Origin of the sequence: Beijerinckia sp. L45, assembly GCF_009765775.1 — a bacterium.
Lineage (GTDB): Bacteria > Pseudomonadota > Alphaproteobacteria > Rhizobiales > Beijerinckiaceae > RH-AL1.
Genome location: NZ_LMUU01000073.1, coordinates 1 through 17,781, shown reverse-complemented (window position 1 = coordinate 17,781; position 17,781 = coordinate 1). Strand labels below are relative to the sequence as shown.

The 17,781-nt window shown below is 64.7% G+C and carries 17 protein-coding genes; 9 read left to right on the top strand and 8 right to left on the bottom strand.

Features of this window, described 5'->3' with window-relative positions; genetic code table 11:
- The coding region (locus GSQ79_RS08140) for a DNA polymerase IV (RefSeq protein WP_158808223.1) at positions 1-1,022 on the top strand (1,022 nt) is incomplete at its 5' end.
- On the opposite strand, the gene GSQ79_RS08135 is transcribed toward GSQ79_RS08140, so the two are convergent.
- On the bottom strand, positions 1,023-1,928 hold the full coding sequence (locus tag GSQ79_RS08135) for a cell envelope integrity EipB family protein (protein ID WP_158808222.1): 906 nt from the start codon (positions 1,926-1,928) through the stop codon (positions 1,023-1,025).
- A 233-nt stretch (positions 1,929-2,161) separates the two neighbouring features.
- Here GSQ79_RS08135 and GSQ79_RS08130 point away from each other — a divergent pair, with 233 nt between their 5' ends.
- The 3 genes from GSQ79_RS08130 (at position 2,162) to GSQ79_RS08120 (ending at position 3,666) form a co-directional block, all read left to right on the top strand.
- A complete protein-coding gene (locus GSQ79_RS08130; RefSeq protein WP_158808221.1) occupies positions 2,162-2,635 on the top strand; it encodes a RidA family protein in 474 nt (157 codons plus the stop codon).
- Complete coding sequence (locus GSQ79_RS08125; protein WP_158808220.1) at positions 2,635-3,348, top strand: glycerophosphodiester phosphodiesterase family protein; 714 nt, start codon at positions 2,635-2,637, stop codon at positions 3,346-3,348. The genes GSQ79_RS08130 and GSQ79_RS08125 overlap by 1 nt, the downstream gene beginning before the upstream one ends.
- Positions 3,349-3,429: 81 nt before the next feature.
- Positions 3,430-3,666, top strand: a complete 237-nt coding sequence (locus tag GSQ79_RS08120) for a hypothetical protein (protein ID WP_158808219.1) — start codon at positions 3,430-3,432, stop codon at positions 3,664-3,666.
- A gap of 13 nt (positions 3,667-3,679) precedes the next feature.
- Here GSQ79_RS08120 and GSQ79_RS08115 read toward each other — a convergent pair whose 3' ends face one another.
- Positions 3,680-3,823, bottom strand: a complete 144-nt coding sequence (locus GSQ79_RS08115; protein WP_158808218.1) for a hypothetical protein — start codon at positions 3,821-3,823, stop codon at positions 3,680-3,682.
- 143 nt (positions 3,824-3,966) lie between these two features.
- Here GSQ79_RS08115 and GSQ79_RS08110 point away from each other — a divergent pair, with 143 nt between their 5' ends.
- The gene (locus tag GSQ79_RS08110; protein WP_256379001.1) at positions 3,967-4,350 is read left to right on the top strand and encodes a PilZ domain-containing protein; all 384 of its coding nucleotides are present in this window, start codon (positions 3,967-3,969) and stop codon (positions 4,348-4,350) included.
- A 31-nt stretch (positions 4,351-4,381) separates the two neighbouring features.
- On the opposite strand, the gene GSQ79_RS08105 is transcribed toward GSQ79_RS08110, so the two are convergent.
- From GSQ79_RS08105 to glmU, 6 genes are all read right to left on the bottom strand, one after another.
- Positions 4,382-5,065: an ABC transporter ATP-binding protein gene (locus tag GSQ79_RS08105; protein ID WP_158808216.1), complete on the bottom strand. Its 684-nt coding sequence runs from the start codon at positions 5,063-5,065 to the stop codon at positions 4,382-4,384.
- Positions 5,062-6,336, bottom strand: coding sequence for a lipoprotein-releasing ABC transporter permease subunit (locus tag GSQ79_RS08100; protein ID WP_158808215.1), 1,275 nt, complete (start codon positions 6,334-6,336; stop codon positions 5,062-5,064). The genes GSQ79_RS08105 and GSQ79_RS08100 overlap by 4 nt, the downstream gene beginning before the upstream one ends.
- Positions 6,337-6,620: 284 nt before the next feature.
- The gene (proS, locus tag GSQ79_RS08095; RefSeq protein ID WP_158808214.1) at positions 6,621-7,955 is read right to left on the bottom strand and encodes a proline--tRNA ligase; all 1,335 of its coding nucleotides are present in this window, start codon (positions 7,953-7,955) and stop codon (positions 6,621-6,623) included.
- A gap of 135 nt (positions 7,956-8,090) precedes the next feature.
- Positions 8,091-8,693: a L,D-transpeptidase gene (locus GSQ79_RS08090; RefSeq protein ID WP_246725190.1), complete on the bottom strand. Its 603-nt coding sequence runs from the start codon at positions 8,691-8,693 to the stop codon at positions 8,091-8,093.
- Between the two features lie 250 nt (positions 8,694-8,943).
- Positions 8,944-10,782, bottom strand: coding sequence for a glutamine--fructose-6-phosphate transaminase (isomerizing) (gene glmS, locus GSQ79_RS08085; protein WP_158808213.1), 1,839 nt, complete (start codon positions 10,780-10,782; stop codon positions 8,944-8,946).
- A 36-nt stretch (positions 10,783-10,818) separates the two neighbouring features.
- The gene (gene glmU, locus GSQ79_RS08080; protein WP_158808212.1) at positions 10,819-12,168 is read right to left on the bottom strand and encodes a bifunctional UDP-N-acetylglucosamine diphosphorylase/glucosamine-1-phosphate N-acetyltransferase GlmU; all 1,350 of its coding nucleotides are present in this window, start codon (positions 12,166-12,168) and stop codon (positions 10,819-10,821) included.
- Positions 12,169-12,284: 116 nt separating this feature from the next.
- On the opposite strand from glmU, the gene GSQ79_RS08075 reads away from it, so the two are divergent.
- From GSQ79_RS08075 to GSQ79_RS08060, 4 genes are all read left to right on the top strand, one after another.
- Positions 12,285-13,949, top strand: a complete 1,665-nt coding sequence (locus tag GSQ79_RS08075) for a glucan biosynthesis protein (RefSeq protein ID WP_256379000.1) — start codon at positions 12,285-12,287, stop codon at positions 13,947-13,949.
- Positions 13,950-14,023: 74 nt separating this feature from the next.
- A complete protein-coding gene (gene mdoH, locus GSQ79_RS08070) occupies positions 14,024-16,147 on the top strand; it encodes a glucans biosynthesis glucosyltransferase MdoH (protein WP_246725188.1) in 2,124 nt (707 codons plus the stop codon).
- A 160-nt stretch (positions 16,148-16,307) separates the two neighbouring features.
- Complete coding sequence (locus tag GSQ79_RS08065) at positions 16,308-17,141, top strand: FTR1 family protein (protein ID WP_158808210.1); 834 nt, start codon at positions 16,308-16,310, stop codon at positions 17,139-17,141.
- 259 nt (positions 17,142-17,400) lie between these two features.
- On the top strand, positions 17,401-17,781 hold a 381-nt coding region (locus GSQ79_RS08060; protein ID WP_158808209.1), incomplete at its 3' end, for a DEAD/DEAH box helicase.

The following is a 17,781-nucleotide window of genomic DNA, read 5'->3' as shown; positions in this document are numbered from 1 at the left end:
GCTCGGCGATGCCGATGTTCCAGGCGCTGAAAGCCTGCCCGCATGCGATCGTCGTGCGGCCCGACATGGCGAAATATGCTAGCGTCGCGCGGGCGGTCGGGACGCTGATGGGCGAGCTCACCCCGCTCGTCCAGCCCGTCTCCATCGACGAGGCCTTTCTCGACCTCGGCGGCACCCAGGACGTGCATCGCGCGATCCCGGCGCTGACGCTCGCGCGGTTCGCACGCAAGGTCGAGGACGAGCTCGGGATCACCCTTTCCATCGGCCTGAGCGACTGCAAGTTTCTGGCGAAACTGGCGTCGGACCTCGACAAGCCGCGTGGTTTCGCCGTCATCGGCCGCACTGAGGCCGCGGCGTTTTTGCGGCCTCGGCCGGTCGGCGCCATCGGCGGCGTCGGCGCGGTTTCGCAGAAGCGCCTTGCCGCCCTCGGTTTCGAGACGATCGGCGACATCCAGGACTGCGACGAGACGACGTTCCTCCGCCGTCTCGGGTCGGAAGGCTCGAACCTGTGGCGCCTCGCCTACGGCATCGACGCGCGGCCCGTCTCGCCGATCCGGGAAACCAAAAGCATCTCGGCGGAAACGACGTTCGGTGCGGATCTCGCGCGCGCCGAGGACCTGCAGCCGATCCTCTATCGTCTTTGCGAGAAGGTCGCCCTGCGCCTCACCCAGGCGGACTTCGCCACCGGCGGCGTCGTGCTGAAGCTGAAGACCGACCGTTTCCGCACGATCACGCGATCCCGCTCCGGCCTGCCGCCGACCCAGCTCGCGGCCCGGCTCTACGACGCGAGCCGCCAGCTTCTCGCGCCGGAACTGGACGGCACGCGCTACCGCCTGATCGGCGTCGGGACAAGCGACCTGCGGCCGGCCAGCGAGGCCGATCACATCGACCTCGTCGATACCACGCTGAAGCGCCAGAAAGCTGCGGCTCAGGCGATCGATGCGGTGCGCGGACGCTTCGGGTCGGATGCCTTGATCCGCGGGATTACGCTGACCGGGGCCGCGTCGCGCAAGCGCGATTAGCTATTTCGTGCAGCTCTTGGTCGGCAGCATCTCGAGATTGGTCATCTCGCCAGCCAAAACGAAATCGCCGTAGTCGAAGCGCAGCGCCCGCGACACGCCGTTTTCGTAAAGATCGAAGGCCAGCGTGTAGGCGGGGCCCTCGTCCTTCTTGCCTTCCTCGAAATAGCTGATCGAGACCGGCCAGCGCTTCACGTTGGCGAGGAGCGCCGCATCGACACCGTGATCATCGGCGGGCGCCGCGATCGGGCGCCCGATGATCGATGTCGTGTCGAACACCTTCTTGCCGTCGTCCGAGCCATCGAAAACCTTGGCGCCGAGAAGATGCTGATCGGCGCGTGCCGCAGCAAGAATACGCCGTAGATGCTCGGTGGGAAACAGCACGGTCTGGTCGACGTCGATCGTTTCGCGGGACGGCTTGGAGATCTGGATCGCCAGCGCATCGTCCTTTTTCACCGCGTGGCCGTCGATCACGTCGTTGCCGCCATTGTCGAGCGACGTCGTGACGTTGAAAGCAAAGTTCTTCTCGTCGGCGTCCTCGAAAGTGGCCGAGCGCATGTCGGACAGGCGCGTCGCGCCCTCGGCCGGCTGCAGCTCGGTGATCTGGCGGAAGTTCTGGGTATAGCCCTCGCAGCGCGAGCCGCTGAACTCATAGGAGACGCGGCCATGCGCGCTGGTCGGGCTTTTTGTGCCCGTCGAGGTCAGCAGGGTGACGCGGTAGACGGCGCGATGGGGAACGAGCGCCGGAATCGTCGCGGTTTCCTGGTCCGGCGCCGACGGTTTGGCGACGGCCGGCGGCACCGCGGGCCCGGCGGCATGGCCGCTGCGGATCGACACGACAAGCGAGCCGCCGAGCAGGCAGACGGCGACGACCGCGGTCGGAAACGGGGCTTTGAGACGAGCGATCATCGAGCGGCGGTCCTTGCGTAAACGACGTGTGGCCATGCCGAATCGCCATGGCGAAATTGCGGAGCGCGAAGCTCCCAAGCCCTTCAAGACGTCCAAGCCTACGACCGCCGCGGCAAGAAAGCTATTGCCGTTCCATGACGATAGTCACCTAAGCCCGCAGCGCCGGGCTTGCTTAGACGGCAGTGTTCCGCCTAGAGGACGGGTATTCCCCCGCTTCTCCAGGAGTTTTCGCGATGAGCGACATCGAAGACCGTTTGCGCAGCCTCGGCATCACCTTGCCGCAACCGTCCGCGCCCGTCGCCAACTACGTTCCAGCCGTCGTGGCCGGCAATCTGCTGGTGATCTCCGGACAGCTCGCTCTCGGCGCGGACGGCAAGCTGGCGCCCGAACACACAGGCAAGGTCGGCGGCACCGTCTCCGAAGCCGACGCCAAGGCCGCCGCCCGTCTCTGCGCGATCAACCTGCTGGCCCAGGCCAAGGCCGCCTTGGGCAGCCTCGACCGAATCGAGCGCTGCATCCGCCTCGGCGGCTTCTTCAACACGGCACCCGATTTCGCCGCCATCGCCCCGCTGATGAACGGCGCCTCCGACCTGATCGTCGAAGTTTTGGGTGACAAGGGCCGCCACGCCCGCTCGACCATCGGCGTCGCCGAAGTGCCGCTCGGCTCGGCCGTCGAGGTCGAAGGCATGTTCCTCGTCAAGGCCTGATGCGACCGGATCTCGCTCTGATTCTCGCGCAGCCGGTGGCCCACCGCGGCCTGCATGATCGCAGCCGCGGCGTGATCGAGAATTCGTTTGCCGCAGCCGAAGCCGCGATCGCGGCCGACTACGGGATCGAGTGCGACGTCCAGATCAGCGGCGATGGCGAGGCGATGGTTTTTCACGACGAGACCCTCGACCGGCTGACGGCGGAGACCGGCCGCGTCGATGCGCGTTCGGCCGCCGCCCTCGGGGCAATCCCGCTCAAGGATGGCCGCGACACCATCCCGACGCTGGCGGCTTTCCTGGCGTTTACCGATGGCCGCGTGCCGCTCGTCATCGAGATCAAGAGCCGGTTCGACGGCAATATGCGTCTCGCGGCGCGCGCGGTCGCCCTGCTGGCGGATTACGCAGGCGCCGTGGCCCTGAAAAGCTTCGATGCCGCCGTGATCGCGCACTGCCGCAGCCTTGGCGCGCCCTGCCCGCTCGGCCTCGTCGGGCCACGTGAAGTCGAGCCAAGAGACCGTGACGCGGCACCCCCGGCCTTGGATGCCTACGACTTTTTGTCCTGGCACGTCGCGGATCTAGCGGCGCTGCGTGTCGTGCAGCCTCGGACGCCGGCGATGAGCTGGACGGTGCGATCGCGAGAAGATCAGGCATGCGCGACCCGTCGTAACGCCCAGATCGTCTTCGAGCACTACCAGCCGCTAAGCGCGCCTTAAGCATGCAGGCGAAAAAGCCGCGGCGTTAAAGCTTTGGTTCGCCTGGCGCTCTAGCCTCGCGGCGAACGAGGATCGCCGATCATGAGAAGCTTTGTCATCGCCATTCTGGCGACAGCCGCCGTTGCGGCGCCTGCCTGCGCCGAGGATTATGGCCAGTATCCCGCACCCGTCCCCTTCGCTTCGCTCCCGCAGTCCCGCCTGACCGGCGATGTCGTCATCATGCCGCCCTACGGTCCGTTGCCGGTTCGCGTTTACACGACACCGCCGAACGCGCCGTTCTACAACGTGCCGCCCTATCGGGTTATCGCGCCCTACTAGACCGCAGCGCGCCTCAGCGGCTTTCGTCGGCGTTCGCGCCACAGGCATTCGGCACGCTCGGTGCGTTGAATTTCACCGGCGTTCCGCACTTGTCGCAGCCGGCGGCGCCGAGCGTGACGACGAGGAGGCAGGCCAGGCGCAGGATCGTCCGTTGCATGCGGTGTGGTCCCATGGGTGAGCACTCGGCCTGATTGGGTCTAATTCATTGGTTTCAACGGGAAAACATGTCGGCTTTCAACAAGTCTTAACATCGAAACGGCATATCTGACCCCAGACACACGACGAACCGAGGGCCAGTCAGTGACAGAGCTTCGAGCAGCCGAAAGGGGCAGAAGCCTTTTGAAGGCAAAGATCGTTTTTAACAACCGCATGTCGAGCATCGACTGCATCGTCAAGAACATCTCCACAGGCGGCGCCAAGATCGCCGTCGCCAGCACGTTGTCGATCCCCAGCGAATTCGACCTCGAAATTCCCCAGAGGGGCAAGACCTACCGGGTCCAGATGCGGTGGCGCGACACCGACCACATGGGCGTCGAATTCATGGATGCCGTCGAGAGCAAGCCGCCGTCCGGCAGTGCAGACTATGAAAAGCTCGAAGTCGAAAACGCCCGGCTGAGGGCAACCATCCAAGCCTTGACCAAGCGGTTGACCGATCTCGGTCAGGACCTCTCTGGCGCGCTGTAGGCGCGAACGGCCCGAACGCGAGCGGTCGGCGTCAGGAATGTTCGACGAGCCTGCCTTCCGACAAGGTCACGCGCCGGTCCATGCGCGAGGCCAGATCCATGTTATGGGTGGCGACGAGCGCCGCCAGGCCCGTCGCCCGGACCAACGTGTTCAGCACGCCGAACACATGATCCGCCGTCTTGGGATCAAGGTTTCCCGTCGGCTCGTCGGCAAGTAGCACCGCGGGGCTGTTCGCCACAGCTCGCGCGATTGCGACGCGCTGCTGCTCCCCGCCTGACATTTCCGCCGGTCGATGCACGCCGCGCGCACTCAGGCCCATATAATCGAGCAGTTCGTCAGCCCGCTTGCGCGCTTCCTTGCGCGACAGCCCGGCGATCATCTGCGGCAGAATGATATTTTCCGACGCCGAGAATTCCGGCAACAGGTGATGAAATTGGTAGACGAAGCCGATCTCGGAGCGCCGCATCGCGGTACGCGCCGGATCGGGCAGCTGCGCGGTCGCCGTGCCGTTGACCAGCACCTCGCCAGCGTCCGGCTTTTCCAGGAGGCCGGCGATGTGCAGCAGCGTCGACTTGCCTGTGCCCGACGGCGCGATCAGCGCGACGGACTGACCGGCATGCAGCTCGAAATCGACCCCGCGCAAGATGTGCAAGGGCTCGCCGCCCTGGCGATAGGCGCGTTCGACGGCTTTCAGCGCGAGAGAGGGTTTACTCATCCGTAGCGCAGCGCTTCGACAGGATCGAGTCGGGCGGCGCGCCAGGAGGGATAGAGCGTCGCCAGGACCGACAGGCTGAGCGTCATGACCACCACGGTGATGACGTCGCTCGGCTCGACCACCGAGGGGAGCCGCGAGAGGAAGTAGATCTCGGCCGGGAACAGGTTGGTGTGCAGCAGCTCGTTGAGGCCGGAGCGGATGGCTTCGATATTTTCCGCGATGACGAGACCGAGGACGAAGCCGGCAAACGTGCCGGAGACACCGATCGCGGTGCCGGTGATGAGAAAGATGCGCATGATCGAGCCGCGCGGCGCGCCCATGGTCCGCAGAATCGCGATGTCGGCGCTCTTGTCCTTCACCAGCATGATCAGGCCGGAGATGATGTTCAGCGCCGCGACAAGGACGATCAGGGTGACGATGATGAACATCACGTTGCGCTCGACCTTGAGCGCATCGAAGAAGGTTTTGTTGCGCTCGCGCCAGTCGGTCATGATCATCGGCCGCGGCACCGCGAGGTCGATGTCGGAGCGCACGGAATCGATCTGCTCGGGGTTCTTGAGGAACAGCTCGATGACGGTCGCCTCACCGTCCTTGTTGAAGAAGGCCTGCGCCTCCGGCAACGGCATATAGACGAAGAGGTTGTCGAACTGCGCCATACCGATCTGGAAGATCGCGGTCACGGGGTAGCTTTTGATGCGCGGCGCCACACCGAACGGCGTTTGTGCGCCTTTGGCGGTGAGAATGGTGATGCTGTCGCCGACGCGCAGGCTCAGGCTCTCGGCGAGGCCCTGCCCGATCGCCACGCCTTCGGCCTTATCGAACCCTTCCAGCGAACCGATCTTGACGTGCCCGGCGATGCCCGGAAGCTCCTTCAGGTCGGCCTCCTTGACGCCACGCACCAGCGCTCCGGCCTGGTTGAACGGCGAGGACACGCCGGCCGCACCTTCCACCATCGGAATGGCGAGCTGCACGCCCTTGACGCGCTTCACGTCGGTGACGACGCGGTCGTAATCGGTGAGCGGCGTGTCGGCAGCCTGCAGGAAGATGTGCCCGTTCACGCCGACGATCTTGTCGAGCAGCTCCTTGTGGAATCCGTTCATCACCGACATCACGACGATCAGCGCGGCGACGCCCACCATGATGCCGAGAAACGAGATCAGCGCGATGACGGAGACGAAGCCCGACGCCCGGCGTGCCCGCAGATAGCGTCCCGCGACCATCCATTCGAAGGATGCGAAGGGCAATGTCTTGGCGGTGGCAGCCTTGCTCATGAATTGGGTCCGACGACTCGCTTCGGCGATCCGAGCAAGCTCCGGCGCTCTATACGCCGAAATCTGCGGTGGCAATGAGGCTTTGTGCGCGCAGAGACTGTCAAAGCGCAAAGCTGGGGCTGAAGGGTCGATGCCGTCATCCTGGGTCGCGCGGAGCGCGAGCCCAGGACCATGAAACGCTGATGCAGGACAGGCCGCAACGTCGCGTTCCCATCGTCGACCCGATGTTCATGGGTCCCTGCTCTCCGCTTCGCTTCGGCCGGGATGAGACATCGCGGCGCGGTTTAGCTCACCCAGACCGAACCGCTGAAGCGCGCGATGACCTCGCCGAGCGGAAGCGTCTCGCGCTCCCCGGTGGCGCGCGTCTTCACCTCGATCTCGTCAGCGGCGATGCCCTTGGGCCCGACGATGATCTGGTACGGTAGGCCGATCAGGTCGAGCTTGGCGAATTTGCCGCCGGGGCGGTCGTCGCTGTCGTCGTACAGCACGTCGACCTTGGCCTTGGTCAGCGCGGCGTAGATCTTCTCGCAAGCCGCGTCGGTCGCGTCGTCGCCGACCTTGAGGTTGGCGAGGCCGACGGTGAAGGGCGCCACCGACTCCGGCCAGATGATGCCCTTGTCGTCATGCGAGGCCTCGATGATCGCCCCGAGCAGCCGGGAGACGCCGACGCCATAGGAGCCGCATTGCGCCGGCCGTTCGACGCCATCGGGCCCGGTGATCATCGCCTTCATCGGCTTGGAATATTTGTCGCCGAAGAAGAAGACCTGGCCGACCTCGATGCCGCGCGTGCTGACCCGCTTGGCCTCCGGCGTCTCGGCCTCGAAGCGCGCGGCGTCATGCACATCCTCGGTGGCGGCATAAAGTGTGGTCCACTGCGTAACGATCCCCGAAAGATCGCCGGCATAGTCGACTGTCTCGGGCGGGATCGGCAGGTTGAGCACATCCTTGTTGATGAATACGCCGGATTCGCCGGTCTCGGCGAGCACGATGAACTCGTGCGACAGGTCGCCGCCGATCGGCCCGGTCTCGGCGCGCATCGGGATGCCGGTCAGGCCCATGCGGGCAAAAATGCGGAGATAGGCGACGAACATCCGGTTGTAGGAAATCCGGGCGCTCGCCTCGTCGACGTCGAAGGAATAGGCGTCCTTCATCATGAACTCGCGGCCGCGCATCACGCCAAAGCGCGGACGCTGCTCGTCGCGGAACTTCCACTGGAAATGGTATAGGTTCTTCGGCAGCTCGCGGTAGGATTTGACGCCCGAGCGGAAGATCGCGGTGATCATCTCCTCGTTGGTCGGGCCATAGAGCATCTCGCGCTTGTTGCGGTCGACGATGCGCAGCATTTCGGGGCCGTAGGCATCGTAACGACCGGATTCGCGCCAGAGGTCGGCGAGCTGCAGGGTCGGCATCAGCATCTCGACGGCGCCGGCGCGATCCATCTCCTCGCGGACGATCTGTTCGATCTTCTTCAGCACCCGCAGGCCCAGCGGCAGCCACGCATAGATGCCGGACGCTTCCTGGCGGATCATGCCAGCGCGCAGCATCAACCGATGCGAGACGATCTCCGCTTCCTTGGGATTGTCGCGGAGGATCGGCAGGAAATATTGGGACAGGCGCATCGGACACTCGATCTGTGGGGTTGCGCAGGCTTAGGCCACACAAACCGCCGATGAAATCGAAAACTGTCCGGCGCCTGCCGCCAAAGGCATGAGAGGGATCGTCAGCCGTGACCGCATACGATCACGGCGGCCCGATCAGGACTGCTCGCCGCCACCCTGCAGCACGCGGACGTGAGTCCCCGTGGGCACGCGCGAATACAGATCGATGACGTCCTGATCCATCATCCGTATGCAGCCGCTGGAAACGGCATGACCGATGGTCTCCGGCTCGGTGGTGCCGTGGATGCGGAAATGCGTGTCGGTGTCGCCGCGATAGAGATACAGCGCGCGGGCGCCGAGCGGATTTTCCAGGCCGCCATCGAGACCGGCCGCGTAGGGGCCGTAACGCTTCGGCTCACGCTTGATCATCGCCGGCGTCGGCGTCCAGTGCGGCCAATCGGCCTTGCGCGCAATGACGGCATCGCCGCGGAAGGCCAGGCCTTCCTTGCCGACGCCGACGCCGTAGCGCAGCGCCTTGCCGTTAGCCTGAACAAGATAGAGGTGGCGGGCCGACGTATCGACGACGATCGAACCGACCGGCGCGGTGGTGTGATAGGCCACCGTCTGTCGCAGCATCGTCGGATCGACGGTGCGGAGATCGATCGCCGGCACGGGATAGGTCTCGTTCGGACGCGCGTCATAGAGCGCGGCAACGGCCGGATCGACGTTCGGTGCGCCTGCGACCAGGCCACCCGACATGTCGCCGCCGCAACCGGCGAGCCCGACAAGCGCGGCGAGCAAGATGATGAATTTGGAAAAACGCTTCATGATCAAGGGCGACAAGGCGGGTTCTTTCGGGCAAGGGGCAATCGCGCCGCCGCGACTCCCTGAGCCGCCACAGCTTGTTGCCCCTTGCTACATCGCCTTGGTGCTTCGCACCTTAAGTGTGTCTTAAGCCGCGTCCTATCGTGGCCGAGCGCGCCAAATATGTCACAAAAGAGTGAAGGCGTTACTCCACCGTCACGCTCTTCGCGAGATTGCGAGGCTGGTCGGCATCTTTCCCCATGAACACGGCCGTGTGGTAGGCGATCATCTGGACCGGCACGGCGTAGACGATCGCGGTGAAGTCCGGCGCCATGTCGGGCAGAATGATCTGCGCTTCCGCCTCGGCGGCAAAATCGCGCTCGACCCGGCTGTCGCCGATCATGATCAACCGGCCGCCGCGCGCCGCGACCTCCTGCATGTTGGAGACCGTCTTTTCGTAGACGGCATCATGCGGCGCGATGACGATGACCGGCATGTCCTCGTCGATCAGCGCGATCGGGCCGTGCTTCAGCTCTCCGGCGGCGTAGCCCTCGGCGTGGATGTAGGAGAGCTCCTTCAGCTTCAGCGCCCCCTCCATAGCCAGCGGATACGAGGTGCCGCGCCCGAGGTAGAGCACGTCGCGCACCTTCCCCAAGTGATGCGACAGGCTCTCGATGGCGGGCTCGCGCTTGATTGCCTCCGCCATCAGGCCCGGCACCGCCATCAGGTCGGCAACCAGACGCGCCTCGTCGGCCTCGCTGAGCGTTCCGCGCGCGCGTCCGAAGGCCAGCGCGAGACAGGCGAGAACCGCGAGTTGGCAGGTAAAGGCCTTGGTCGATGCCACGCCGATCTCGGGACCGGCCAGCGTCAGCGCCGTGACGTCGCTCTCGCGCGCCATCGTCGAACTCGCGACGTTAACGACGCTGAGAATCGATTGACCGTTGGCTTTGGCGTAACGCAGCGAGGCCAGGGTGTCCGCCGTCTCGCCGGACTGCGAGACCACGATGGTCAGGCCGCCCGGCGTCATCGGCACTTCGCCGTAGCGGAATTCCGAGGCCACCTCGATGGTTACGGGCAGACGGGCAAACCGCTCGAACCAGTATTTTGACGTCAGCCCGGCCATGTAGGCGGTGCCGCAAGCGGTGATGGTGAGCTTGTCGATTTTTGCGACATCGACCGGCAGATCGAAAGGCAAAGCGACCCGGCCGGCCGACATGTCGAGGTAATGCGCCAGCGTGCGGCCGACGACCTCCGGCTGCTCGTGGATCTCCTTCGCCATAAAATGGCGGTGGTTGCCCTTGTCGACGAGGAAGGCGGAGGCCTGCGTCTTCAGCTTGCGACGTTCGACCGGCAGATTGTGCGAGTCGTGAAATTTTGCGTTGTCGTGGGTGAGCACGACCCAGTCGCCCTCCTCGAGGTAGGTCAGCGTGTCGGTGAACGGGGCGAGCGCCAGGGCGTCGGAGCCGAGGTACATCGTGCCGGCCTCGTCGCCCTGCCCGTAGCCGACCGCCAGCGGCGCACCCTGACGGGCGCCGATCAAGAGATTCTCTTCACCCTCGAAGAGAAAAGCGAGCGCGAAAGCGCCCTTGAGCCGCGGCAAGCTAACGGCGACGGCCTCCACCGGACCGAGACCGCCGTCCATCGCGTCGGTGACGAGGTGGGCGACGACTTCGGTATCGGTCTCCGTCGAAAAGATGTGGCCCTTCATGCGCAGGTCGTCGCGCAGCTCGCGAAAGTTCTCGATGATGCCGTTGTGGACGACGGCCACCTTCGCGGTGGCATGCGGATGCGCGTTGTTTTCGGTCGGACGCCCGTGCGTCGCCCAGCGGGTGTGGCCGATACCGCTGGTGCCGTGCAGCGGCTGCTCGCGCAGCACGGCTTCGAGATTCTTCAGCTTGCCCTGGGCGCGGCGCCGCGTGAGATGGCCGCCCTCCAGCGTGGCGACGCCGGCAGAATCATAGCCGCGATATTCCAGCCGCTTCAGCGCCTCGATCAGCGCGTCCGCAACAGGCGCACGCCCGAGGATGCCTACGATGCCGCACATGCTCTGCTCTCTTTATGCTGGGGAATGGCGGGAGTTCTAGCGCTTGTTCTTGTCACGAAACGTCTTGGCCCATCCGGGTTTTTCGACCTGACGCGCGCGGGCGATGACGAGGGCGTCCGCCGCCACGTCCTCGGTCACCACCGATCCCGTCCCGATGAAGGCGCCATCGCCGATCGTCACCGGCGCGACGAGGGCGCTGTTGACGCCGATGAAAGCCCCCGCCCCGATCTGCGTCCTGAATTTTTGGAAGCCGTTGTAGTTGCAGGTGATGGTCCCGGCCCCGATGTTCGTTTTCGCGCCGATGGAGGCATCGCCGATGTAGCTCAAGTGGTTGGCCTTGACCCCCGCCTCAAGCGTCGAGGCCTTGATCTCCACGAAATTCCCGACATGGACGTCCTCATGCAGCACGCTGCCGGGACGCAGGCGCGCGAAGGGGCCGATCGTCGCACGGGCACCGACCTCGACGCCCTCAAGGTGCGAGAAGGCCCGGATCGTGACGCCGTCGGCAACCTGCACGCCCGTCGCGAAGACGACGTTCGGCTCGATCGTGACGTCGCGCCCAAGCACTGTGTCGAAGGCTAGCGTCACGCTGGAGGGATCGACGAGAGTCGCCCCCCCGCGCATGGCCTTCTCCCGCAGACGCCCCTGCATCAGGGATTCGGCACGAGCCAGCTGCACCCGGTCGTTGACGCCAAGCACCTCGTCCTCCGGCGCCACGGCCACCGCGGTTTCGAGACTTTCCGAACGGGCCAGGGCGACCACGTCGGTCAAATAAAATTCGCCCTGCGCGTTTTGCGTCCCGATGCGGCGCAGCAGGTCGAGAGCGATGCGGCCGTCGAGCGCCATGAGCCCGGCGTTGCAAAGCGTGATGTTGCGCTCGTCCGGCGTGGCGTCTTTCTCCTCGCGGATGGCGTCGAGCCGCGTTCCGTTGACAAGCAGACGGCCGTATCCGGTGGGATCGCGCGCTTCGAAGCCGAGCGCCACGACAGCGGCGCCGGTGTCGCGCAACGCGATCCGCAGAGTCTGGAAGGTTTCCGGTCGCACCAGCGGCGTGTCCGCGAAGACGACCAGCAGGTCGTCGTAACCATCCGCGATCGCCGCCTCGGCGGCGAGAACCGCGTGCGCCGTGCCCCGTCGCTCGACCTGAACCGATATGGCGCAATGCGGCACGAGCGCCTGCATTTCCGCGGCGACATCGTCCCGGCCCGGTCCGACGACCAGCGCGATTCGATCGACACCCGCGGCAGCCACAGCCGCGACACAGTGCCCAAGCATCGAGCGCCCTGCGAGCATATGCAACACTTTTGGGCGTGAGGATTGCATGCGCGTGCCTTCGCCGGCGGCAAGGACGACGGCGAGACAGGTGCGCGCGGGGCTTTGACCCATGATGTTCTCCAACCAGCCTTCCTTCGCGAATAAGTCAGGCGTTCCGCAAGCCAAAAAGCGGATGATGATCGTGACGATTAACGAGGCACTAGGCTAAGCGTGGGATATACATCAAGGTGAATGTTCAGAATGAAAACGTCGGAGACGTGGTGACGGTCGTCGAGTACAAGTTTCAGCGTCGCGATGTCTTGAGATTGGGATTGGGAGGCGTTGCCGCAGGCAGCCTCGGCGTTTCGGGGGCAGCATCCGCACGGGCCGATGACGCCCCGCCCCCCGCAGCACCTGCGGCACCACCTGCGGCGCCTGCACCGGACCTCAGCAGCATCGGCGGCCCCGGCGTCATGCTCGCGCCACCCGTCGCCTTCGCGCCCGGGAGCGTCACGGATATGGCGCGGGCCCTGGCGAAGAAACCGTTCAAGGCCGTGACGGCGGACCTGCCGGATCCTTTCAAGACTCTCACGTTCGAGCAATATTCGGCCATCCATGCAAGGCCGGAAGCGCGCGTGTGGAGCACCGAAACGGTTGGCTTCGCTCTGGAGCCGCTGCACCGCGGCTTCATCTATGGGTATCCCATCGAACTGAACCTCGTCTCGCAAGGCCAGGCCTACCGACTCGTCTACGACCCCAAACTGTTCGATCTCGGCGCGCTGCACCCCGGTGCCAAGACCGGCGATATCGGGTTTTCCGGCTTCCGCGTCTTCGTACCGCACACCAAGGTCGATTTTGCGGAGATCGCCAATTTCCAGGGCGCAAACTTCTTTCGGGCCCTGACCGGCGGCCAAGTCCCCGGTCTCGTCTCCCGGGCGCTCGCGGTCCGTCTTGCCGATCCCAAGGGCGAGGACGTACCGTCCTTCCGCACCATGTGGATCGAGAAGCCGAGCCTTGTCACCAATGCGCTGATCGTCCATGCCGTGATCGATTCCGAGACGATCACCGGCGCGTTCCGCTTCACAATCCACCCGGGCGAAGCGACGATCATCGACACCGAATGCACGCTGTTCGCTCGCGTCGCCGTCGACAATATCGGGCTCGGCACAATGAGCGCGACGCATCTCCTCGGCTTCATGGATCATCGCAAGTTCGACGATCTGCGTCCCAACGTCAGCGAAGTCTGCGGCCTGCAGATGCTGACCGGCGCCGGCGAATGGCTGTGGCGCCCCGTCGCCAACCGCGACACGCTGCAGATCTCGACCTTCATCGACGAGAAACCCAAGGGCTTCGGCTTTCTTCTGCGCGATCGCAATTTCGACGATTACGCCGATGAGGACCAGCATTGGGAGCGGCGTCCTTCGCTCTGGATCGAACCGCTCGGCGAGTGGGGCCAGGGCGGCGTTCAACTGATCGAAATTCCCTCGGAGTCCGAGGGGAACAACAACATTCTCTGCTTCTGGCGTCCGAAGCAGCCGCTTGCCGCCGGCAGCGAAACGCCCTTCGCCTATCGCCAGTTCTGGTGCTGGGACCCGCCTGAGCGGCCGCAGCTCGCGCGCGCCATCACCTCGCGTAGCGGGCGCGGGTCCGGCAAAAGACGCCGTTTCTTCGTCGATTTTTCTGGCGATATTCTCGCCGATGCGGCACGGACGATTGACGTGAAGCCGACGCTGACGGCTTCGAGCGGGACGATCACGTCGGTTCGCGCGTTCCCAACCGACGACAAGAAATCCATTCGGATTTTCTTCGAATTGGACCCCGGCAGCGATCTGTCGAGTGAATTGCGCCTCTTGCTCGAAGCACAGGGCAAAGCGGTGAGTGAGACGTGGCTCTACAGGTGGACCCCAGCATGACGTCGCCGATCGACACTTTGCGGCATGGGGGACGGGTAGCGCTGCCCTTCACGAAACCCTGCCTCAATCCGCCGATGCCGCCGGAATCGACGCTAGCGATGCCGGAGCAAGGTTTGCGGCGTTATGATCCGGCGCACAGGCCGACCCGTCGGTCCTTCGATCTCGCCACATGGTTTGCCCGCCTGATGATTTTCGGTGGCGGCCTGCTTGTGACTGTTTACGGCGCGACGGAAATGTACGGCGTCGTCTCCGTCGGCGGTGTCACCCTGCTCAAATGGGCGCTGCTCTTCCTGTTCGTCGCTAATTTCTCCTGGATCGCGCTGGCTTTCACCAGCGGGCTCTACGGCTTTCTCTGGATGCTGTTCTTTGCCCCGAAGACGCCGGCGCTGCCGGGCGGCCTTAAGGCGAAGACCGCCGTCGTGATGCCGATCTACAACGAGGCGCCGTCCCGCGTTTTCGCCGCGGTGCAGGCGATCTACGAGGACGTTCAGGCAACGGGCGTCGGCGACTCGTTCGAGTGGTTCTTTCTCTCGGACACCACAAATCCCGACGTCTTCGTCGCCGAAGAGCACGCCTTCGTGCTGATGCGCGAACGCCTCGGCGCCGACGTGCCCGTCTTCTATCGCCATCGCCCGCAGAACACCGCGCGCAAGGCCGGCAACATCGCGGATTTCGTGACCCGCTGGGGCGGCCGCTACGAGCATATGGTCGTCCTCGATGCCGACAGTTTCATGCTCGGCCACGCCATTGTGACGCTTGCCGCGGCGATGGAGGCCGATCCCGACGCCGGGATCATCCAGACGCTGCCGTTGATCATCAACCGCAACACGCTGTTCGCCCGCGTCCAGCAGTTCGCTGCGCGAATCTACGGCCCGGTGATCGCCGCCGGCCTCTCCGCCTGGATGGGCCGCGACGGCAATTACTGGGGCCACAACGCGATCATCCGCACAAAGGCCTTCGCCGACCATTGCGGCCTGCCGCACCTCGCCGGACGTCCACCCTTCGGCGGCCACGTCCTGAGCCACGACTTCGTCGAGGCCGCCTTCATCCGCCGCGCCGGCTATGCCGTCTACATGCTGCCGGTGCTCGGCGGCAGCTATGAGGAAAGCCCGCCGTCGCTGATCGATCTTTCCGCCCGCGACCGTCGCTGGTGCCAGGGCAACCTGCAACATCTGCGCATCCTGCCCGCCAAGGGCCTGCACCCGGCCTCCCGCCAGCATTTCGCCACCGGCATTTTCGCCTACCTCGCCTCGCCGCTGTGGATGATGCAGCTCATCGTCGGTTTGGTCCTCGTGCTCCAGGCGAGCTACATCAAGCCGGAATATTTCACCAACGAGTTCACCATCCTCCCGGCCTTTCCGCGCTTCGATGCGCAGCGCTCGCTGGAACTGTTCGCGCTGACGATGGTGATCCTGCTGCTGCCCAAGATTTTCGGGCTGCTGCTGTCCCTGATCCAGACCGAGACGCGACGCGGCAGCGGCGGCGCGATCCGCCTGATTCTTTCGGCCGTGTTCGAGATCATCATGTCGGCCCTGCTGGCGCCGATCATGATGCTGATTCAGACAGGGCACGTCGTCCATTTCGTCTTCGGCTTCGATACCGGCTGGGATCCGCAGCGCCGCGACGACGGCTCGATCCCGTTCATGGCGATCGTCCGCCGCCACCGCTCCCACGTACTGATGGGCCTGCTGACTCTGATCAGCGGATTGCTGATTTCGCCGTCCCTCGTGGCCTGGATGTCGCCGACGATCGCCGGTCTGGTCCTGGCGATCTTCCTGTCCTGGGCGACCGGCCTGCTATCGGTCGGTCTGTTTCTGCGGCGTATCGGCCTGCTGACCACGCCGGAAGAGAAGGTGAAGCCCTCGGTCGTCGTCCGCGCCAACGCGCTGATTGCGGAAATGGGCGGCGCCCGCGACGAGCCGGAGGATGGTCTCGCACTTCTCTATGCCGACCCGCATCTCCAGACCGCGCACACCGCCTTCATGCCCAGAGACCGGTCGCGGAAGCGCGGCGTGATGACGGCGGAATGGGCCCTCGCCTACTCGAAGCTCAACGACGCCGAGACCGTCGAGGATGCCTTGGCATGGCTGAAACCGAAAGAACGGATGGCCATCCTCAATGATGGGACCTTGTTGCGCATGCTCTTCGCGCTGCCCCGGATGGAAACCGCGATCGAGGCTCAGCGCGCAGTTGGCTGATGTCATGTTCGTGAGATTTGAGTAATTCCAATCGACGCTCCTGGTATTGCCGGCGATCTTCTGCCTCGATAATTGAACGGAAGACATCGACAGCCGCGCCGTTGCGGTCTTCTGGCGGAAGCCTAAGCTTCCGCGCCCCATCATGTTTGGAGCCCAAATCTTGATCGGCGCTTTGATTATCGTTTTCCGTGAAGTGATCGAGGCCGGCCTGATCGTCGGCATCGTCCTCGCCGTGACCCACGGCGTGCCGGGCCGCCTGCCCTACGTCGCGGGCGGCATCGTCGCCGGCCTCGCCGGCGCCGGCCTCGTCGCGATCTTCGCTGGCGCCCTGGCCTCGCTTCTCGAAGGCTCGGGCCAGGAGGTCTTCAACGCCTCGATCCTGATCGTCGCCGCGCTGATGCTGACTTGGCACAACGTCTGGATGGCCAAGCACGGCCGCGAGATGGCGCAGGACCTGAAGAAGGTCGGGGCCGAGGTGCAGAGCGGCACGCGCTCGCTGTTCGCGCTTGCCGTGGTCATCGGCGTCGCCGTCCTGCGCGAAGGCTCCGAAGTCGTCCTGTTTCTCTATGGCGTGGTCGTCTCCAGCGGCGCGACGGGTTGGCAGATCCTGGTCGGCGGCGCGCTTGGCCTGGCGCTTGGCGTCGGCCTGAGCGCGATCACCTTCGCGGGTCTGGTCCGTATCCCGCTGAAACACCTGTTCCGCGTGACGAGCGTACTGATCGCCTTCATGGCGGCCGGCATGGCCGCGCAAGCCGTCGCGTTTCTCGAACAGGCGGATATCGCGACCGTCATGGGCCGCGCGGTCTGGAACACCTCGCGCGTGCTGCCGGACAACAGCATTTTGGGGCGGATCCTTCACACCCTGTTCGGCTACACCGATCGGCCGTCCGAGCTGCAACTCCTGGTCTATGTTGCGGCTCTGCTCGTTATCTTCGGCCTGATGAAGGCTCTGGCACCGCACGAACGAAGCACGCGTCCCATCCCTGCCGAATGAACGATGGTCCGCGACACTATGCCGCGGTCTTTTCACTTGTCATCTTGAGCGCATGTCGTCGTGGCGCTTGCTTTTTGCGGCATTCTGCACGACATCCATCGCAGCGAACCGTCCCGCGCGACCAGGGCCCTTCCTGGCCGTACCGAACCTCGCTCCCAGCCTATCTTGTAGGCGATACGTTCGCGACCGACGCCGGCGATGCCGGTTCTACGGGGAAGCCTTATGATGGCTGGAGCGAGCGCCCCCATCTAGGACTTCTATGACATTCAAAGACCTCGGCCTGAGCGACAAGGTTCTCCAAGCGGTCGAAGCGTCCGGCTACACCACGCCGACGCCGATCCAGGAGCAGGCCATTCCCTACGCGCTGCAGGGCAGGGACGTTCTCGGCATCGCGCAGACCGGCACCGGGAAGACCGCTGCCTTCGTTCTTCCGATGATCTGTCGCCTCGAAACGGGCCGTGCCCGTGCGCGGATGCCGCGCACCCTGATCCTCGAACCGACCCGCGAACTCGCAGCCCAGGTCGAAGAGAGCTTCGTCAAATACGGCGCCAACCATAAGATCAACGTCGCCCTGCTCATCGGCGGCGTTTCGTTTTCCGATCAGGAAGCCAAGATCACCCGCGGCGCCGACGTTCTGATC

Coding starts and splice junctions, on each gene's coding strand:
- GSQ79_RS08115 (WP_158808218.1), bottom strand. CDS start 3,823: ATGCAACGGACGATCCTGCGCCTGGCCTGCCTCCTCGTCGTCACGCTC.
- GSQ79_RS08120 (WP_158808219.1), top strand. CDS start 3,430: ATGAGAAGCTTTGTCATCGCCATTCTGGCGACAGCCGCCGTTGCGGCG.
- GSQ79_RS08105 (WP_158808216.1), bottom strand. CDS start 5,065: ATGAGTAAACCCTCTCTCGCGCTGAAAGCCGTCGAACGCGCCTATCGC.
- GSQ79_RS08100 (WP_158808215.1), bottom strand. CDS start 6,336: ATGAGCAAGGCTGCCACCGCCAAGACATTGCCCTTCGCATCCTTCGAA.
- GSQ79_RS08125 (WP_158808220.1), top strand. CDS start 2,635: ATGCGACCGGATCTCGCTCTGATTCTCGCGCAGCCGGTGGCCCACCGC.
- glmS (WP_158808213.1), bottom strand. CDS start 10,782: ATGTGCGGCATCGTAGGCATCCTCGGGCGTGCGCCTGTTGCGGACGCG.
- glmU (WP_158808212.1), bottom strand. CDS start 12,168: ATGGGTCAAAGCCCCGCGCGCACCTGTCTCGCCGTCGTCCTTGCCGCC.
- proS (WP_158808214.1), bottom strand. CDS start 7,955: ATGCGCCTGTCCCAATATTTCCTGCCGATCCTCCGCGACAATCCCAAG.
- GSQ79_RS08090 (WP_246725190.1), bottom strand. CDS start 8,693: ATGTCGGGTGGCCTGGTCGCAGGCGCACCGAACGTCGATCCGGCCGTT.
- GSQ79_RS08135 (WP_158808222.1), bottom strand. CDS start 1,928: ATGATCGCTCGTCTCAAAGCCCCGTTTCCGACCGCGGTCGTCGCCGTC.
- mdoH (WP_246725188.1), top strand. CDS start 14,024: ATGCCGCCGGAATCGACGCTAGCGATGCCGGAGCAAGGTTTGCGGCGT.
- GSQ79_RS08130 (WP_158808221.1), top strand. CDS start 2,162: ATGAGCGACATCGAAGACCGTTTGCGCAGCCTCGGCATCACCTTGCCG.